Origin of the sequence: Paramesorhizobium deserti (genome assembly GCF_001558695.1) — a bacterium.
In the GTDB taxonomy this organism is placed as follows: Bacteria; Pseudomonadota; Alphaproteobacteria; order Rhizobiales; family Rhizobiaceae; genus Paramesorhizobium; species Paramesorhizobium deserti.
The window spans coordinates 664,090-682,625 of the sequence record NZ_LNTU01000023.1 but is presented as its reverse complement, the minus strand read 5'-3'; the positions used below and the strand labels follow the sequence as shown (position 1 = coordinate 682,625).

16 protein-coding genes are annotated in these 18,536 nt (G+C 61.3%); 9 read left to right on the top strand and 7 right to left on the bottom strand.

The genetic code is table 11. The annotated features are described in order from the left end of the window. Positions 1–88: 88 nt before the first annotated feature. Both ATN84_RS16065 and ATN84_RS16060 read right to left on the bottom strand, forming a co-directional pair. Entirely contained in the window at positions 89–3,181 is a 3,093-nt protein-coding gene (locus ATN84_RS16065; protein WP_068882619.1) for an efflux RND transporter permease subunit, read from the bottom strand. Positions 3,182–3,190: 9 nt separating this feature from the next. Then, positions 3,191–4,294, bottom strand: a complete 1,104-nt coding sequence (locus ATN84_RS16060; protein WP_201026386.1) for an efflux RND transporter periplasmic adaptor subunit — start codon at positions 4,292–4,294, stop codon at positions 3,191–3,193. Positions 4,295–4,555: 261 nt separating this feature from the next. On the opposite strand from ATN84_RS16060, the gene ATN84_RS16055 reads away from it, so the two are divergent. Next, complete coding sequence (locus ATN84_RS16055; protein WP_068882617.1) at positions 4,556–5,149, top strand: TetR/AcrR family transcriptional regulator; 594 nt, start codon at positions 4,556–4,558, stop codon at positions 5,147–5,149. 74 nt (positions 5,150–5,223) lie between these two features. Here ATN84_RS16055 and ATN84_RS16050 read toward each other — a convergent pair whose 3' ends face one another. The 3 genes from ATN84_RS16050 to ATN84_RS16040 are packed head-to-tail and all read right to left on the bottom strand — an operon-like array spanning position 5,224 to position 9,213. Next, complete coding sequence (locus tag ATN84_RS16050; protein WP_068882616.1) at positions 5,224–6,648, bottom strand: aldehyde dehydrogenase family protein; 1,425 nt, start codon at positions 6,646–6,648, stop codon at positions 5,224–5,226. A 39-nt stretch (positions 6,649–6,687) separates the two neighbouring features. Then, the gene (locus ATN84_RS16045; RefSeq protein WP_068882615.1) at positions 6,688–7,623 is read right to left on the bottom strand and encodes a dimethylarginine dimethylaminohydrolase family protein; all 936 of its coding nucleotides are present in this window, start codon (positions 7,621–7,623) and stop codon (positions 6,688–6,690) included. A 3-nt stretch (positions 7,624–7,626) separates the two neighbouring features. Further along, positions 7,627–9,213 carry a zinc-binding metallopeptidase family protein gene (locus ATN84_RS16040; RefSeq protein WP_068882614.1) on the bottom strand — a complete coding sequence of 529 codons (1,587 nt, stop codon included), beginning with the start codon at positions 9,211–9,213 and terminating at the stop codon, positions 7,627–7,629. A 110-nt stretch (positions 9,214–9,323) separates the two neighbouring features. Here ATN84_RS16040 and ATN84_RS16035 point away from each other — a divergent pair, with 110 nt between their 5' ends. From ATN84_RS16035 to ATN84_RS16000, 8 genes are all read left to right on the top strand, one after another. Further along, a complete protein-coding gene (locus ATN84_RS16035; protein ID WP_068882714.1) occupies positions 9,324–10,217 on the top strand; it encodes a LysR substrate-binding domain-containing protein in 894 nt (297 codons plus the stop codon). Positions 10,218–10,363: 146 nt separating this feature from the next. After that, a complete protein-coding gene (locus tag ATN84_RS16030; RefSeq protein ID WP_068882613.1) occupies positions 10,364–11,449 on the top strand; it encodes an ABC transporter ATP-binding protein in 1,086 nt (361 codons plus the stop codon). A gap of 39 nt (positions 11,450–11,488) precedes the next feature. Next, complete coding sequence (locus ATN84_RS16025; RefSeq protein WP_068882612.1) at positions 11,489–12,604, top strand: ABC transporter substrate-binding protein; 1,116 nt, start codon at positions 11,489–11,491, stop codon at positions 12,602–12,604. Positions 12,605–12,679: 75 nt separating this feature from the next. Beyond that, complete coding sequence (locus ATN84_RS16020) at positions 12,680–13,507, top strand: ABC transporter permease (RefSeq protein WP_068882611.1); 828 nt, start codon at positions 12,680–12,682, stop codon at positions 13,505–13,507. A gap of 9 nt (positions 13,508–13,516) precedes the next feature. Beyond that, the gene (locus ATN84_RS16015; protein WP_068882610.1) at positions 13,517–14,329 is read left to right on the top strand and encodes an ABC transporter permease; all 813 of its coding nucleotides are present in this window, start codon (positions 13,517–13,519) and stop codon (positions 14,327–14,329) included. Positions 14,330–14,342: 13 nt separating this feature from the next. Then, positions 14,343–15,725, top strand: coding sequence for an FAD-binding oxidoreductase (locus ATN84_RS16010; protein ID WP_068882609.1), 1,383 nt, complete (start codon positions 14,343–14,345; stop codon positions 15,723–15,725). A gap of 69 nt (positions 15,726–15,794) precedes the next feature. Further along, positions 15,795–16,256, top strand: a complete 462-nt coding sequence (locus ATN84_RS16005) for an Rrf2 family transcriptional regulator (RefSeq protein ID WP_068882608.1) — start codon at positions 15,795–15,797, stop codon at positions 16,254–16,256. Beyond that, positions 16,246–17,130 carry an NAD(P)/FAD-dependent oxidoreductase gene (locus ATN84_RS16000; protein ID WP_068882607.1) on the top strand — a complete coding sequence of 295 codons (885 nt, stop codon included), beginning with the start codon at positions 16,246–16,248 and terminating at the stop codon, positions 17,128–17,130. Before ATN84_RS16005 ends, ATN84_RS16000 begins: the two co-directional genes overlap by 11 nt. Positions 17,131–17,133: 3 nt before the next feature. Here the strand turns inward: ATN84_RS16000 and ATN84_RS15995 are convergent, their stop codons facing one another. Together ATN84_RS15995 and ATN84_RS15990 are read right to left on the bottom strand one after the other, a co-directional pair. Beyond that, the gene (locus ATN84_RS15995) at positions 17,134–18,021 is read right to left on the bottom strand and encodes an alpha/beta fold hydrolase (protein WP_068882606.1); all 888 of its coding nucleotides are present in this window, start codon (positions 18,019–18,021) and stop codon (positions 17,134–17,136) included. Between the two features lie 14 nt (positions 18,022–18,035). Continuing rightward, entirely contained in the window at positions 18,036–18,521 is a 486-nt protein-coding gene (locus ATN84_RS15990; protein ID WP_068882605.1) for an anthrone oxygenase family protein, read from the bottom strand. Positions 18,522–18,536 lie beyond the last annotated feature (15 nt).

Here is an 18,536-nt window from a genome sequence, read left to right as displayed (position 1 = left end):
TATGAAAGGTCGATCCGTTTCATCTCCAAAAACGAAAACGCCAGCTATCAGGGATAGCTGGCGTTGCGCGTTGCAGTAAATGCAAGTTTCAGTGATGTGCCGGAGCCGGCGCCTGACCGTCGGGCGGAGTCCCTTCGCTGGTTGCTTCCGCGAGCCCCTCCTTCTTGGAGATGTAGGTATAGAACATCGGCACCACGAATAGGGTGAAGATCGTTCCAACCAGGATGCCGGTGAAGATCACCAGCCCCATGGAGTAGCGCGCCGCGGCGCCCGCACCCGTGGCGATGATCAGCGGCACGACGCCGAGCGCCATGGCGGCCGTGGTCATCAGGATCGGGCGCAGACGGGTCTGGGCCGCAACGACGATCGCCTCACGGCGCGAGAGGCCATGCAGCTCGCGCTGCTGATTGGCGAACTCGACCATCAGGATACCGTGCTTGGTGATCAGTCCCACAAGGGTGATCAGGCCGACCTGTGTATAGATATTGAGCGTACCGAGGCCGAGATTGAGCGGCACGATGGCGCCGAAGATCGAAAGCGGCACCGACATCATGATGATGAACGGATCGCGGAAGCTTTCGAACTGGGCGGCCAGGACCAGATAGATGACGACAACGGCGAGAATGAAGGCGACGAGAATCGTGTTGCCCTGCGTGGCTTCCAGGCGGGACTGGCCGGAATAATCGATGAAATACCCTTCCGGCAGGTTCTTCGTGGCGATATCGACAACGGTCTGGAGGCCCGCGCCCGATGTCACGTTCGGCAGCGGCAGGGCGGAGATCGTGGCCGAGTTCAACTGGTTGAACTGCTCGATCGCCGCCGGCGCCGCGTTCTCGGAAATCTTGATGACCGAGTTCAGCGGTATCATCTGGCCCGAGGCGCTGCGCACATAGTACGCACCCAGATTGTCCGGATTGATGCGATAGAAATCCGGCACCTGCGGGATGATATCATAGCTGTTGGAATCGCGGTCGAACTTGGCGACCGACGCGCCACCGGTCAGAAGCCCGAGCGTCTGGCCGATATCGCTGACCTTGACGCCCAGCGCCGCAGCGCGGTCGCGGTCGATGGTGACCGTCGTCTGCGGCGAATCGTAGGAAAGCGAATTCTGCACCACAATGAACTGGCCGGAAGCCTGTGCCTCGTTCTTGATTTTCTCCGCCACCTCGTAGACCTGATCGGCGGGGCCGGTGGACTGGATGACGACAGAAATAGGCAGGCCGCCGCCGGCGCCCGGCAGCGAAGGCAGCGCAAAGGCAAACGCCTGCACGCCCGCCAGCTTGGAGAGGCGCTGGGTGATTTCCGCCTGCAACTCCTTCTGCGACTTCGTGCGCTGCGACCAATCCTTGAATGCCCAGAGCGCGATGCCGGAATTGGTGCTGCCGTCCATGCCAACGATCTGGAAGCGCGCGCGAAGCTCCGGGATATCCTTGGTCAGATTGTCCATCTGGTCGGAATAAAGCTTCATATATTGCGAAGTCGCGTATTTCGGCCCTTGGATCTGCGCGAAAAGCGCGCCCGAATCCTCCTCCGGCGCAAGCTCCGTCTGGGTGTGCGTGAAGAGGAAACCGGTCACGCCGATGAGCGAAAGGACGATCAGCAGCGTGATCGGACGGAAATTCAGCGAACCATCGACGAGGCGCGCATACCAGTTCTCGAACTTGGTGAAAGTGCGGTCAATGAACTGCTGGAAGCGTGAGGCATTGCCATGGGACAACATGCGCGCGCACATCATCGGCGAGATCGTCAGCGCTGCGATACCTGAGATGATGACCGCGCCGGCGAGCGTGAAGGCGAATTCGCGGAAGAGCGAACCCGTCAGACCACCGGTGAAGCCGAGCGGCGCGAATACGGCGGCGAGCGTGATCGTCATGGCGATGATCGGGCCGGTGATTTCACGCATGCCCTTCAGCGCCGCGTCGATGGGCCGAAGCCCTTCCTCGATGTGCCGGTGGATGTTCTCCAGCACCACGATGGCGTCGTCAACTACGAGGCCGATGGCAAGCACCATCGCCAGAAGCGAGAGAAGGTTGATCGAATAACCAAGCGCATAGAGGAAGAAGCAGACGCCGATCAGCGAGATCGGGATCGTCACGATGGGGATCAGAACCGACCGGAACGAACCCAGGAACAGGATGATGACGATGACGACGATGGCGACGGCTTCGCCGATGGTCGAGAACACCTCGTAGATCGAAGAACTGATCTGCTCGGTCGCGTCGTAGACGACGACGAGCGACATGCCCTCCGGCAGCGTCGACTGGATTTTGGGCATTTCCTTGTTGACCGCCGCCGCCACGTCGATTGGGTTGGCGCCGGGGGTAGGCATGATGCCCATGAAGGTGCCATCCTGGCCGTTGAACCGGACGATGGTATCGGTGCTTTCGGCGGCAAGCTCGACCTTGGCGACATCGCGCAGGCGCACGATGTTGTCACCGTCCGACTTGACCACCATGGCACCGAACGCCTCCGGCGTCTGGATCGTCGACTTCAGGAGAATCGACGTGCTGACGAATTGGTTCTTGGTCTTGCCGGGAGCCGATAGAAAGTTCGAGGCATTGATGGCCTGCAATATCTCGGCGGCGGTGATATTGCGCGCAGCAAGCTTGATGGGGTCGAGCCAGACGCGCATCGAATAGGTCTGCCCGCCCAGAATCTGCGCCTCGGCCACGCCGGGCACGGTCGAGAGGCGCGGCTTGATCACCCGATCCAGATATTCGGTGATCTGCTCGTTCGTCATGTTGGGGTTCTGCGCAGCCAGATACATGGTCGCGAAGCTTTGCCCGGTCCCCTTGAGGATAACCGGGTCCTTGGCCTCCTCAGGCAGTTCGCCGCGCACCTGGTTGACCTTGGAGATCACCTCCGTCAGCGCCGCGTCGGGATTTGCACCCAACCGCATGTGCACACTGACCGTGCTGGTCGACGGCGCGCTGGAGGAGGTCACATAGTCGATGTTCTCCGTCGTCGCCACCGCCTGCGCGATGGGCGATGAGATGAAGCCCTGGATCAGGTCCGCATCGGCGCCCGGATAGGACGTGGTGATGGTGATGACCGTCTCATCGACCTTCGGATATTCACGCACCGAGAGGTTGGCGATGCCCAGCGCACCCAGAAGCAGGATCATCAGGGCAACGACGGTGGCAAGAACCGGGCGACGGATGAAGATGTCGGAAAAACTCATGATTCCCGCCTATTGTTGCTTCGCTGCGTCGGCTGGATTGACAGTGTTGTCGATGGCCACATGCATTCCGGGGCTGAGGCGGTTCTGGCCGGCGTCGACGACGATATCCCCCTCCTTGAGGCCGCTGGTGACCTCCACTTGGCCTTGCGAACGGCGCCCGAGCTTGACAAAGACCTGATAGACAGCAAGGGGCTTGGCCTGCTCTCCGTCGGCCGGCTTCTCCGCGGCCTGTGCGGCCGTTTCCGAGGAAGAGTTCGCATCAGGCGCGTCCTGCGGACCCGGCTTTCTTTCCGGACGCACAGCGTAGACATAGTCACCATAAAGGCTGGTCACCACGGCCGTCTGCGGCAGGGCGATGACGTTGTCCTCCTTCGGCAGTTGCACGCGAACCTGCACGAACTGGCCGGGATTCAGCTTGCGGTCAGGGTTTTCCACCTGAGCTCTCACGGACACCAGACGGGTCGTAGGATCGATCTTGGGATCGATACCGATGATCTTGCCCTTGAATTCGAGGTTGTTGTCGGTGAGGCCGACCACGACGGACTGACCGATCTTCAACTGCGAAAGCGACTGTTCGGGAACGGTGAAATCCACCCGCATGGTATCGAGGTTCTGCAGCGTGGCAACGACATTTCCGGGCTGCAGATATTGCCCGATATCGATCTGGGGAATGCCGATCATGCCCGAGAACGGTGCGACCAGCCGCTTCTGGTCAAGCGTCGCCTGAAGCTTGGCCACCTGCGCCTGCGCCGATTCAAAAGCCGCCCTGGTGGTATCGACATTCGACAGCGCGCCAACGCCTTGCGTGCGCAGGGTCTGGGCGCGCTTGTAGTTCTGCTCGCTCAGCACGGCGTCGGCCTGTGCCGCGACCAGATCCGCCTGCTCGATGCTGTCATCGAGCTGCATGAGCACATCGCCTTGTTTGACGCGCTGGTTGGCCTTGAAGCGGATTTCCTTGACGATACCGGACAGCTGCACGGTGAGGTCAACGCCCTCGGAAGCATGTGCCGTGCCGATCGCCTCGATATTGGGCGTCCATGAGGTCGGCTTTACCGTGATGGTGGAGACCGTCTGCGCCGGCTGTTGCATGTTCGCGAAATAATCCTGGATCATCTTTTCGCGAAAGAAATTGAACCAGACGAGGCCACCGCAAATAGCCAAGATGAGCAGAAGAAGCAGATAGGGAAGAAGACGGCGGAGGAAGCGAAGGATGGCCATCGGTCGGAGGCTCCAGCAGGGCGTGTAGGTTAGACGAAATGCCCGCCGCGCCGATCAGAGTCATGGCAGGAGCATCGTTTTGACTTGAATACTATGCGCGAATTACTGTACCGTCTGGACGGTATTGTCAACTCTGCGTTATCATGAAAGCCTTAGATGCACGGGAAAAAACTGTCGTCGCGTGAAAGAATTCTGCTGGCCGCCACTGCATTGGCAAAGGAAGTGGGGCCCGCGCATCTTTCCCTCGATGCCGTTGCCGCCCGCGCCGGTCTTTCCAAAGGCGGCCTGCTTTATCGATTCCCCACCAAGGCGAAACTTCTCGAAGCAGTCGTCGAAGAGCATCTGAAGGAACACGACAAGGCGCTGCGCGCGGAGGAAGAAAGCCGCAAAGGCGTCCCCAACAGCATTGCGGAGGCTTTTCTGGAGGTTTTCCGGAGCGAGTACCGTCACAAGGAACCGCCGCCATCGGGCGTCCTAGCGGCGCTTGCCGAAAATCCTGAGTTCATCAGCCCCATTCGGCGTTACAACCGGCAACTGCTCGACCGGATGCAGGCCCAGTCAAATGATCATGCCTCCGCCCTCGTCACCTTCCTGGCGATCGAAGGCATGCGGAGCATGCAGCTTCTGGACTGCGATGTGCTGACGGACACCGAACGCGACGCGATCATGCAGCGTCTTGCAGCGCTGCTGCGCGGCGTCGGTCCTGACAGCACCGATACCGGCAACATCCTCGAAACCTCTGGGCATTAAACATTTCTGCAACCGGATGAGATCATCCATTAAACCGCGGCCGCTGCGGTAAAATGCCGTCGACCGATCATCCCTCACGGCTGATGAATGGTCTTGACCTCGAGGAAATCTTCCAGCCCGAATTTCCCGCCTTCACGGCCGTTGCCGGATTGCTTGTAGCCGCCGAACGGGCTGCCATAGCGATGCGGTCCGCCATTGATGTGCACCATGCCGGCCTTCAGCCTGGAAGCCACCCTTTCGGCGCGCTTTGGATCACCCGTCTGCACATAGGCGGCAAGGCCGTAGGGGGTGTCGTTGGCGATGGCGATCGCCTCTTCCTCCGTGTCGAACGGGATCAGCGACAGGACCGGGCCGAAGACCTCCTCCCGGGCGATGCGCATGTCGTTGCGGACATCGGCAAAGATCGTCGGGCGAACAAAATAGCCTGTCTCGAAGCCTTCCGGTCTGCCAGCGCCGCCGACAAGGACGCGCGCACCCTCTTCTATGCCCGCCTCGATCAGCTTCCGCACCCGGTCGAACTGGATGTGGCTGACGAGCGGGCCGATATGCTCGCCCTCCTGTTCCGGATTGCCGACGCGCGCCTGTCTGCCCGCCTCCTCGGCGATCTTCACCACTTTGTCATAGACCGAACGCTGCACCAGCATGCGCGTCGGTGCATCGCATGACTGGCCTGAATTGTTGAAGCATTCAAGCACGCTGCTGGTGACGCGATCTTCCAGATCGGCATCCTCGAAGACGATGTTGGGCGATTTGCCACCAAGCTCCAGCGTCACCCGCTTGACCGTATCCGCCGCATCCTTGCTGACGGCGATGCCGGCGCGGGTCGAGCCGGTGAACGACATCATGTCGACATCCCTGTGCCGGGAGAGAGCCGCCCCGACGGTCGCGCCATCGCCATTGACCAGATTGAAGGTTCCCGCCGGGAAGCCGGCCTCGTCGATCATTTCGGCATAGAGCATCGCGTTGAGCGGTGTGAATTCGCTCGGCTTCAGGATGCAGGTGCTTCCAGTCGCCAGCGCCGGAATGACCTTCAGAGCGATCTGGTTGATCGGCCAGTTCCACGGCGTGATGAGGCCGCACACGCCGATCGGCTCCCGCACGACGATATCGCCGTTCGGCAGTTCCTCGCGCATCGGCAAATTCTTCAAGGCGGCGATGAAACCCTTGAGATGCCCGACGCCGACATCCGCCTGCTGTTCGGTGCTCATGGTGATCGGCGCACCGAGTTCAAGCGTGATGGTCCTCGCGACTTCATCATAACGTCGTTCGTAGATCGCCAGCAGCTTTTCCAGCAGCGCCAGCCGCTCCTCGACATAGGTCCGGCTATAGGTCTCGAACGCCTTCTTCGCCGCCGCCACAGCCCTGTCGATATCCGCGGCAGTACCCATCGAGATCACGGCGATTGGCTTTTCCGTTGCCGGGTTGATCACCTCGAAATCATGGGGCTCGAGAGGCGGGACCCATTTTCCGTCGACATAGAAATCCCGTTTGATGAGCATGGCACTCCCTCGGTTGATCCATTCGGCCTATTGTTGCGATCAGTCGGGCGAACGCAAGAGCGCCTGCGCCATGCAATGGATTCCGCCGCCGGTTTTCGAGATTTCGCTCATGTCGACGCTGGCCACTTCAAAGCCCAGCGCCGTCAGCTTTTCGATCAGCGTCTTGCTCGACGATGGTGCGATGACGCGATCGCTGCCCAGCGACATGAAGTTGCAGCCGAGATTGATCGTATCCTGAAATGGCACGTCGACGATCTCATGCCCCTTATTCTTCAGCCAGTCGACGATCCCCGGCTCGGTGCAGGCAAGGCAGACGGCGGTGAGCTTCGGGGCGATCGGCACGACCATCAGGTCAATATGCACGTAGTATTCATCGATGAAGGCAAGCCGCGTTTCCCAACCCTCCTTGCGGAACCAGCTCTCGACCTGCCGCGCGCCCTCCTCCTGCGTGCGTGCGCCGCCGCAGCCGATCAGCACGCAACCTTCCTCTATGACGTTGAAATCGCCACCCTCGAAAGTTCCCGCCGTCACCATGTCGTAGATCGGGATGCCGAGCCGCTCATAGGTACGGATCGCGGCATAGTTCTCGCCGCGCCGCCACCAATTGGCCATCGCCGTGATGATGGCGCCATAGGGCGTCATCACGCTGGAATCGCGGGAATAGACCTGCATCGGCAGTTCCGGCTCCGGCTCATGCCAGTGGATCCGCACGCCGAAATGCTCATAGGCCGCGACCAGCTCCTTGTGCTGCGCTTGCGCCACCTGGATGTTGCAGGGCGCTTCCCGCAGATGCTTGCGCGACAGCGAGCTCGTCGCCATGTGCCTGAGATAGGCTGGCGAGCCCAAAAGCACGTCGGTGAGCCGATCCGTCTCGTTGCGGAACCCCCAATGTTGCAATGGTGGGGTGCCGCCATCCGGGTTACGCCGCTGCAGCGTGAAGCCATCAGTCGCAAAGGCCTGTTCATGACGCGTCATCGATCAATCTCCTCTCGGTATCCACCAGTCGTGGCCGCGGGCTGTCGTTACATATTCAGGCCAGCGGAAATGGATGGGCGGCTCGTAATCGCAAAGCGGCGCGATCCATTTTTCGCCGCCGGTCCCGCCCTCCGTGCGCTCGACAAATTCAGCTCTTGCCGTCTGCCGTGCGCCCTCGTCCTCGAGCAGGCGCAAGGCCGTCAGGGCAATCGTCTTCGATGCACAGACCACCATCGGGTCGATCGTTTCGGCAATGCCGCCGAGCGCGTTCATCACCCAGCCGGGATAGGCAAAGCCGCGCGGTGCCTTTAAAGCCGGCCGCGCCACGTAAAGACGCGCGGTCGGCGCATGCCATGTCATGTCCGTATAGTCGTCTGAGGTTGAATTGACCTGCGAAGGCGGAAGGTCGCGGCGCAGAATGGCCTCGGCCTCGCGCGGGGGGATCAGCTGCTCGCATTCGTCGATGAACGGCTCCTCCATCGCCTCGGCGCCGACGTTGACCTGGATCTCGCGCGCGATCGCCTTGGCCTCCTCATTCCAGCGCGGCGGACCGACCGCCTGCAAAGCCTCCCAAGCGATTTCCGCCATCGCGTGATTGGCGAGACCCGGCCGCGACTTACAGACCCAATGCCGCTCCGCGCGGCATCCGGTCATGGCGGCCGCGTGCTCGGCATTACTGTCGAGAACAGCGGTTACCTGCTCAGCCATCGCAATGGTCGGCACGCGGACCATGTACTGGATTTCGGCAAGCCCGGCCGGCAGATTGTCGGCCGTCGCCTGTCCCGCGGTCAGGATCGCCTCGCTGATCGACCAGCCGCCCTGATGCGGCAGCATGGAATCGCGCAAGGCTTTCGACGTCATATACATCGTCATCAGCGCATCGTTCGCACCCGGCGCCCGCACCGCGGAATGCGATTGCGGGATCGGTGCGCCGTCGCCTGCGCCCCATTTCTCCGGCTGATCGCAGATAAAGCGGTAGATCATCGAATAGGCCGCGCCGCAATGCGTGTCCCAGCGCACGGTGTTGCAGAGCGGCAGCATGTAGAACGGGTGAAACGAGATCATCCCGTCCAGCCCGTCATAATAGCCCTTGGCGGCATGGATGGGCTTCGATCCTCTCACCTTTTCCGCCGGTTCGCCGGTAAAGCGCAACGTGCCGGCAATGCCGTGCCGTTCCATGGCCGCCTTCACCGCCAGAAGGCCGCCGAGGCTTGATATCCCAAGCGCCGAATGCGGGTCTGTATGACCGCCCGCATGTTCGCTCAAGCCCGGCCGCGGACGCCTGACGGTTGCGGCATCCTGGCAATTGCCGGGAACGGCGTCATATTCGGCATACATGCCGATCGTCGGAGCCGGGCTGTTCGTTCCCGCCCGGTTCGACCAGTGGGCGCAGAAGGCCGTCGGCATGCCGCCCGAACCGGCCTCCACATCGAAGCCGTGGCCACGCAGTAGCGTCACGTACCACTCTGCCGAGCGGTACTCGCGCCATGCCGTCTCGCCGAAATCGAAGATCGTGCGGGTCCAGGACGACAGATCGCCGCGATGGCTGTCGATGAAACCGAGCGCCGTTTCCTGAGCAGATGTGACCACGACATATCTCCCCTCACCGACGAGATAATCACCTGGATGGCGGGACAAAAAGTGATATGTTTTCGCAAAACCTGCAAATTCCATTCACCTCAAAGCTCGTGGCACCCGAAATGCGCATCCCTTCCACTCAGGCCCTACGGGCGCTGGAAAGCTTTGCGAGACACGGAAGCGTATGGCGGGCCGCGGAGGAACTGCATCTGACGCGCAGCGCCGTGAGCCATCAGCTGCGGCTGCTCGAGCGCGATCTCGGCTTCGAGCTCCTGCAACGCAGTGGAAAAGGAGTGATGCTCACCCCGCGCGGACGCAAATATGCCAACGACATCCGCAAGGCGCTGATCGTCATTGACGATGCGGGCGGAAGCCGGGGCCCGGCCGGCATCGAAGGCACGCTGCGCATCAGTTGCACCGCCGGCTTCGCCTCGCTCTGGCTATGCACCCATATCGCCGAGTTCCAGGAGAAATATCCTGATATCGCGCTGCGTATCGTCACGCCCCGCAAGCTCGACGATGTCAGCGATGCCAGCGTCGATCTGTTCATCGCCTTTGGCGACGGCAACTGGCCGGGCCGCGCAGTGGAGCTCCTTTGCGAGGTGCAGTTCACCCCGCTCTGCAGCCCGGTCCTTCTCAACAAGATCGGCGGGCTGGCGGAACCAAAGGACGTGTTGAGGGCGCCGCTCCTCCACCTCGACGATTTCGAGGACTGGACACGCTGGCTGGCGCTCGCCAATGTCGACAACCCGGATTGCGAGCGCGGCATCGTCTTCTCCGACATGAATCTCGTCTTTTCCGCCGCTATCACCGCGCAAGGTATCGCCATGGGCGACGAACTGACGTGCCGGAAGGCCATGAGAGCCGGTCAACTCATCAAGCCGTTCGACTTGAGCATCAAGTCCCCGAAATCCTATTTTCTGATCACCGACTTCGCCAAATCGGACCATCCCGCGCAACTTGCCTTTGCCGAATGGCTCAAATCCCGCCTTTCACAAACCTATACGGCGGAATGAAAAGAAATCCGCCTGGCGTGAAATTCATTCACGTGTCCCGGCAATATAATTCAATTGTCGTTGTGACGGATTGTGCCTAGGCTTTCCCGAAAAGGGGAAGAGGTCGATCGATGCCTCAACACAATCGAAAAGTCGAAATCGGGCAAATGGACGAAGCCAGAGCTGCCGAAATCACGGCCGAGGGCATTGGCAAGACATTCGGCGCCTTCCGCGCGCTGAAGGACCTCTCCCTCGATATCAGGCGCGGTGAATTCCTCACCCTTCTCGGGCCTTCCGGGTCCGGCAAGACTACGTTCCTGATGATCCTTGCCGGTTTCGTCGATCCGAGCGAGGGCCGGTTGATGATGAACGGCAAGGACATCACCAATATCCCGGCGGAAGACCGCTCCTACGGCATGGTCTTTCAGGGCTATGCGCTTTTTCCGCATCTGACCGTCGAGCAAAACATCGCCTTTCCGCTCAAGGTCCGCCGCCGCACGCCATCCGATATCAAGCGCCGCGTCGGCGCGATGATCGAGCGGGTGGGTCTCGGTGGGCATGAGAAGAAACTGCCGGCAAAGCTCTCCGGCGGGCAGCAGCAGCGCGTGGCGCTTGCCCGCGCCCTCGTCTTTGGGCCTTCGGTGCTGCTGCTCGATGAGCCGTTCTCCGCGCTTGACAAGAATCTGCGCGCGATGATGCAGGAAGAGGTCAAGCGCCTGCATCAGGAAACCGGCACGACGTTTGTCTTTGTCACCCATGACCAGTCGGAAGCGCTGGCGCTCTCCTCTCGGGTCGCCATCTTCAACCACGGGGAACTCCTGCAGATCGGCAAGCCGCAGGACGTCTACGAACGGCCCGCCAGCCGCTTCGTCGCGGAGTTTCTGGGCGAGATCAATCTGCTGCCGCTTGAGCATGTCAGCCGCAACGGCAGCGGGGCGACCGGACGGTTCGAGGACCGGGCGATCATCTTCGACCAAACGGCGGAGAAGATCGGTCACGAGGCTGTCGCCGCCATCCGGCCCGAACATATGCACCTGACCGAGACGCCGCCCGCCGGCTGCAATGCCATTACCTGCTGCGTCGAGGGCACTACCTATCTCGGCGCGCTGACGAAATACCATCTGAAAACGAAAACCGGGACGCAAATCGCAGTCTCGATGCCGACGGCCGCGATGTCTTCTTTCCATCCTCAAAAGGATGTCTGGGTCTCATGGCCGACCAGGGAGGGATTTTTGCTGCCGGCAGGCAAGTAGCATTCGGAATGTGACGATAACAATCCAGAGGGAAACAAGATGGATCACGCATTTCAAAAGGATTGCCTCGAAATCCTGGCCGACAAGACGGCACGCGGCGAGATCAGCCGGCGGCGCTTCACCCAGATGGCGGCGCTCATCCTGGCGGGCGCACCAGCCCTGCTGCGCTCGACCGGCGTTTCCGCCCAGGCGAAGGATCTCGTCCTCGTCAATTGGGGCGGCGATGCCATAGCCGCCTATGACAAGGCCTACGGCCAGCCCTTCACCAAGGAGACAGGCATCGCGGTCAAGATGGACGGCTCCGGGCCGACCGAGGGTGCCATCACGGCGCAGTTCAAGAGTGGCAAGCCGAGCTGGGATCTGATGGATATCGACCCCTTCTCCGGCATCACGCTTGGCAGGGAAGGCATGCTGGAGCCGATCGACTATTCGGTTGTCGACAAGAACAAGATGCGCCCCGGCTTCGGCTGGGATCATGCCGCCTCCACCTATTTCTTCTCCTACGTCATCGCCTACGACGCATCGAAATTCGGTGATCAAGCGCCAACGGGAATGGCCGATTTCTTCGATGTGGAGAAATTCCCAGGCAAGCGTTCGCTCTATAAATGGGGCTCCGCCATGTGGGAAGCAGCCCTCATGGCCGACGGCGTGGAGCCGGAAAAGCTCTACCCGCTGGACCTCAAGCGCGCGCACGACAAGCTCGCCGCCTTCAAGGAGCATGTCGTCGCCTATTGGGGCGGCGGGGCAGAAAGCCAGTCGGTGCTGCTCGACGGCGAGGCCTCGATGGCCATCATCTGGTCGACACGCGCCCAGCTTCTCGAGCAGGATACTGGCGGCCAGATCAAGTTCATATGGGATCAGGGATTGATATCACCGGGTGCGCTGGGCGTGATGAAGAACAATCCCGGTGGCAGGGAAAATGCGATGAAATTCATCGCCAGCGCTCAAGCGCCCGAGCGGCAGCTTGAGATGTTCAACCTCCTTGGCCAGGGACCGGCCAATCCCGCCACCGATGCGCTCATTCCGGCGGACAGGAAGCGGATCAACTGCGTCGATCCCGCCAATATGGCCAAGCAAGTCCCGCTCGACATGGAGTGGTATGCCGAACACTACGCCTCGGCCTTCGACGAATATACCAAGATCATCTCGGCCTGAGCAAAGCGCCGGAGCGGTGTGCAGTTCCCCAAGACAGCGCCGCTCCGATCAATTTCGGTCTTCGAAAGACAATGAATGATCGCAAAACCATCCGGAAAATTTCTTCTGCTCGCGCCACTGCTCCTGTTTCTCGGCCTCGCCTATGCGGTACCGTTTCTGGGCGTCGTCCGATGGAGCTTTACGCTGCCCGAGCCAGGCATCGGCCAGTATAAAGCCGTCTTTTCCGATCCTCTCGTGCGATCCGTCTTCCTCAGGACATTGCGCATCTGCCTGATCGTCACCGTCGCTTCGCTGCTGGCGGCCTATGCCATTGCCTATGTCTGGGTGCGCGGCACACGCACGCAGCGCATGCTTGCCGAATTCTGCATCCTCGTTCCCTTCTGGATTTCGGTATTGACGCGCGCCTTCGGCTGGCTGGCGCTTCTCTCCAACCGTGGCCTGATCAATACCTGGTTGCAGGCGGCGGGCATCATCGGATCGCCTCTGGCGCTCGCCCGCAATGAGCTGGGCGTGATCATCGGCATGACGCATTTTCTCATTCCCTTCGCGGTCTTCCCCATCGCATCGGCCATGCGCAGCATCGATGAGCGTGTTCTACTCGCGGCACGCGGCATGGGTGCATCACGCAGCCGGATCTTCTGGACGGTCTTTGTGCCCCTGACCTATGGCGGGCTGATCGGCGCAGCCCTCATCGTCTTCGTCTTCGCGCTCGGCTTCTTCGTAACGCCTGCTATCCTTGGCGGTGGCCGCAGCGTCATGGTGGCCGAATTGGTCTATCTTCGAATTTTTCAGAGCCCTGACTGGGGTCTAGGTGCTGCGATCAGCGTCATTCTCGTGCTGTTCATTGCCGCGCTGCTGGCGCTGATGCGGCGCTTCATCAAACCGGCGCATCTCATTGGATAGGCGGATACCATGCGATCGTCGCGGCCAGGTCCTGTAATCCTCATCCTCGCGACAGCCGTCGCGCTGTTCCTGCTGATGCCGCTTGTCGCGGTCGTGCCCGTGTCCTTCACGCCAGCGCGTTTTCTTTCCATGCCTACGGGAACGCTGTCGCTTCGCCACTATCAGGCGCTCATCGAGAACCCGGCCTGGGCGGAGAGCATCCTGCTGAGCCTGCGTATCGGCATTCTCTCGAGCTTCATCGCCACGCTGCTCGCCACCCTCTTCGGCCTCGGCATCTGGATGTATCAGCCGCGCTTTTCCGCCCTGCTGATCGGCTTCGTACTGCTACCGCTCATCGTCCCACCGGTTGTTTCCGCCATGACGCTCTACTTCCTGATGACGGCGCTCTCCGCCTTCAACAATTGGATCGGCTACGACACATGGATCGGCGTCGCCCTCGCCCATGCGGTCATGATTACCCCCTTTGCGGTCGTCCTCATTCTGGTATCGCTCTACCAGGTGGACCGAAGGATCGATCTCGCCGCTCGCGGACTCGGCGCCAATCTCGCCACCCGTGCCTTCAGGGTGATCGTGCCCAACATCAGATTCGGCATCGCAACGGCGGCACTCCTCTCCTTTGTCCTCTCCTGGGAGGAGATCGGCGTCACCCTGTTCATCACCAGCATCAATGCCATCACCCTCCCGCGACTGATGTGGATGGGCCTGCGCGACAATATCGACCCGGCCATCGCGGCGATTTCCGTCCTGCTGATCATTGTCACCGCCCTCATCCTTGGCGTACGGATGATCGTCGAGCGACGCCGGCCGAACGACGCGCAATAAACGGAGATTTTGATTGATTTCAGCAGCGATAATCGCCGCGCTCGAAGCTATCGTCGGAAAGCGCGGTATCAGGGATGCCGACGCCCTGCGGCCAATCCATCCGGGCTTCGACAGCCGCAACCTCGATGCAGGCCTCATGGTCATCCCGAAATCCACTGCCGAAGTTGCCGGCGTGCTGTGCCTTTGCAACGAGCACGGGATTGCCGTCGTTCCTCAGGGCGGACGCACCGGTCTTGCGGGCGGCGCGACCTCGACGGCGGGCGAAATCATCCTTTCTCTGGCGAACTTGAACAGGATCGAGACGATATCGCCCGATGCACAGGTAGCGATTGTCGAAAGCGGTGTCACCCTGCAGGCCTTGCAGGAAGCGGCGGAACATCACGGCCTCTCCAGCGGTATAGACATCGCCGCGCGCGGCAGCGCCACCATCGGCGGCATGATCTCGACCAATGCCGGCGGCATGGAGGCTTTCCGGCTCGGCGTCATGCGCCAGCGCGTCCTCGGTCTTGAGGTGGTGCTTCCCGACGGATCGGTCATGAGCGATATGGCGCAGGTGACCAAGAGCAATGAAGGATATGACCTGAAACAACTCTTCATCGGCGCCGAGGGAACGCTTGGCATCGTCACCCGCGCTGTCCTGAAGCTTGCGCCGAAGGATGAATTCACCGCAACGGCGCTCGTCGCCTGCCCTTCCGTGGCAGCAGCCGTTACTCTTTTCGGCCGGCTGCAGCGCAGCCGCTCCATCCGCGTGTTGCGGGCCGAATTCATGGAGCGGTCTTACTTCCGGCTGGCCGCCGAAACCCTCGGGCCTCCAGCCCTCGCTGCCTTTACCGATGCCTCCGCCTATCTCATCCTCGAATCCGAGGCCCCGGATCAGCACACGGCGCAGACCTCCCTGGAGGAGGCGCTGGCGGCAGCCGTCGAAGACGAACTGATCCTCGATGCGATCATTGCACAAAGCGAAAGCGACCGGCAGCTTATCTGGAAGGTGCGTGAGGAGAGCGATACTGCCACCCGCGCCTATCCCGCCGGATATTGGTTCGACATTTCCGTGCCCTTGCAGGCCCTGCAGGCCTATCTCGACCGGTTTTCAGCTGAAATCACCGCCCTTGGCGACGGGACACGCGGTTTTGTCTTCGGTCATCTCGGCGATGGCAATCTGCACATCTGCGTCGCCAGTGACGGCACGATGCCGGACAAGAACGCGGCCAAGGCTATCGTCTATGTCGGCCTCAAGGAGATGGGCGGTTCTTTTTCCGCTGAACATGGGATTGGCCTCGACAAGAAGGCGGAACTGGAGGCCTTGGTAGATCCGGTGAAATTATCTGTGATGCGAACGATCAAGAAGGCACTGGACCCGAACGGCATCATGAATCCCGAAAAGATCATCGGTTAACGGCGGGCGCAAGTGTAGAAGCACGTGGGCGTCTTGCACTTCGTCCCATCATGTAATATGTAAAGTTACATGAAACGTGACAGCCGCCTCTCCTCCGTTCTCCACGCCCTTCTGCACATGGCCGCCAATGATGGCCCCATGACTTCCGAAGCGCTTGCCCACTGCATGCACACCAACCCGGTCGTCGTCCGGCGCACCATGGCCGGCTTGCGCGAGGCCGGACTGGTGCGCTCGGAGAAAGGGCACAATGGCGGCTGGACGATCGCCTGTGACCTGAGCGAAGTGACGCTGCGCGATATCCACATGGCACTTGGCGAGCCGGCGGTCTTCGCCATGGGCAACCGCAACGAGACGCCGGAATGCCTCGTCGAGCAGGCTGTCAATGCGGCGCTGGACGATACGTTTCACGAGATCGAAACATTGCTGATGGAGCGGTTCGGCCGCCTGACCCTGGCACAATTGGCCGAGGACTTTGCCCGGCGCCTCGCAGCGTATCGGCAGAAAATGGGAAACGAACAGAATGCAATATGATGTCATCATTGTCGGCGGCAGCTATGGGGGCATGGCGGCTGCGTTGCAGCTGGCGCGCGCCCGCCGCAAAATCATGGTGGTCGATGCCGGGCTTCGCCGTAACCGTTTCGCCGAGCACTCGCACGGCTTCCTCGGCCGCGATGGCCACGCCCCGGGTGCGATTGCGCAAGAAGCGAAAGAGCAGCTTCTCGCCTATCCCACCGTTACCTGGGTCGAGGGCAAGGTCCTGAGTGCGATCCGGACAGATAAAGGCTTCCGCGTCGAAACCGATGCCGGGCAGACCCCTGACGGCAGGCGGCTGATCCTGGCGCTCGGGGTCGAGGATCTCCTGCCCGACCTTCCCGGCCTGAAGGAGCGCTGGGGCAAGAGCATCTTCCATTGCCCCTATTGCCATGGCTACGAGCTTGACGAAGGCGATATCGGCGTCCTTGCCGTCGGGCCCGCTTCGATGCATCAGGCGCTGATGTTGCCCGACTGGGGCAAGACGATCCTTTTCACCAATGGTGTCTTCTCGCCCGATGAGGAACAGCTTGCCCAGCTTTCCGCCCGTGGCGTGACCGTGGAGCCCGTGCCGGTCGACGAAATCACCGGCCATGCCGATGTGCACCTCGCCGACGACAGGGTGGTCTCCCTCGCCGGCATTTTCACCGCACCGGCCACCCGGCCGGCAAGCCCGCTTGCCGGACAATTGGGCTGCGCGCTCGATGACGGGCCGATGGGCCCTTACATCCGCGTGAACGACCTCAAGGAGACGTCCGTCCCTGGCGTGTTCGCATGCGGCGACGCGGCCCGCGCCGCGGGTTCCGTCTCGCTTGCCGTCGGCGATGGCGCGTTCGCCGGAGCGTCGGTACACCGCTCGCTCATGTTCGGATAAGCATCACTTCAGAAAGGTCGACAGCGCCGCCGCCGTCTCGCGCGGATTTTCCTCCGGAAAGAAATGTCCGCCGGGGATCGGTGCACCGCTCACGTCATCGGCCCAATCCCGCCAAAGCGCCGAGGGGCCGCCTGCATCGGCATACCATTTCGCCAGTCCGCCCTCGGCGCTCCACAGCACCAGGGTTGGACAGGCGATCCGGCGGCCGGCCGCCAGATCGGCGGCATCATGCTCGCGATCCAGTGTTGCCGCGGCGCGATATTCCTCGCATATCGCATGCACATGCGCCGGGTCGCTCAAGGCTTCGATATAGGCTGCCCGTACCTCTGCGGGAAAGGCATCGTCCCGGGATCCCCATTGCGAGATCGCATTGTCGATCACCGCTTCCGGCGCAGCGATGATCAGGCGCTCGGGCAGCGGCTCGGCTTGCGCGAGCAGGCTCCACGGCCAGAATGCGAGTGCAAGCCGCGCGTCGGCGCGGTCCCAGACTGTCGCCGTGGGCACGATATCAAGGGCCGCCAGCCGGGAGACCGCACCGGGATGGTCGAGCGCCATGCGGTAGGCGACCCGCCCTCCCCGGTCATGTCCGACGACTGCGAATCTATCGAAGCCGAGCGCCTTCATGACCTCAACCATATCGTTGCCCATTGCCCGTTTGGCATGGGGCGAATGATCGGATAAAGCGCTCGGGCAACCGCTGCGGCCATAACCCCGCAGATCGGCACAGACCACCGTGAAATCCTGCATGAGCAGTGGCGCCACATCCCGCCACATCAGATGCGTCTCGGGAAAGCCATGAAGCAGAAGTAGCGGCGGTCCGGATCCCGCGAAGCAAACGAAGATATTCGTCCCGGCGGTCTCAATCCGTGCGTCCCGAAATTCGCTCAGCATCTTCTCGCTTCCGGTTATTGGATAAGCGCAACGCTCGCCGCGATGAAGCTCGCCATGGCGAAAACGGCGCGCGCGACATGGGAATACTCCCAGATGTCCCTCAATTTGGTCCAGTCGGCGCTGCCGTCACCGGCGCGGACCGAGAAGAACAGCCCGCCCGCGCCCTCCAGCTTCATGTCCTTCAGCCAGAAATTATTCACCGGGTGGGTAAAGAGCCAATAGGTCAGATGCGCCGTAGCCAACAGCACCAGCGATGCAAAAAGCCACCAGAATCGCCCTTCTCCGAACGGAACGAGGAAGAGCAGCACGACAAGCGCGATCATGCCGCCGATCTCGCTGAAGCCGCCATAGGTGAAGCCCGGATAATAAATCTGCTGGACGGCAAGATAGGTCTCCTTTGGCAGCCGCATCTTGCCCGGCAGCTCCAGCGCATGCGCAAGCGACAGGGCCATCGCGACCGAGACCAGTATCAGCGTGAAAATGTGGAAGGCGTCGACCATGGGTCCGATCCTCCT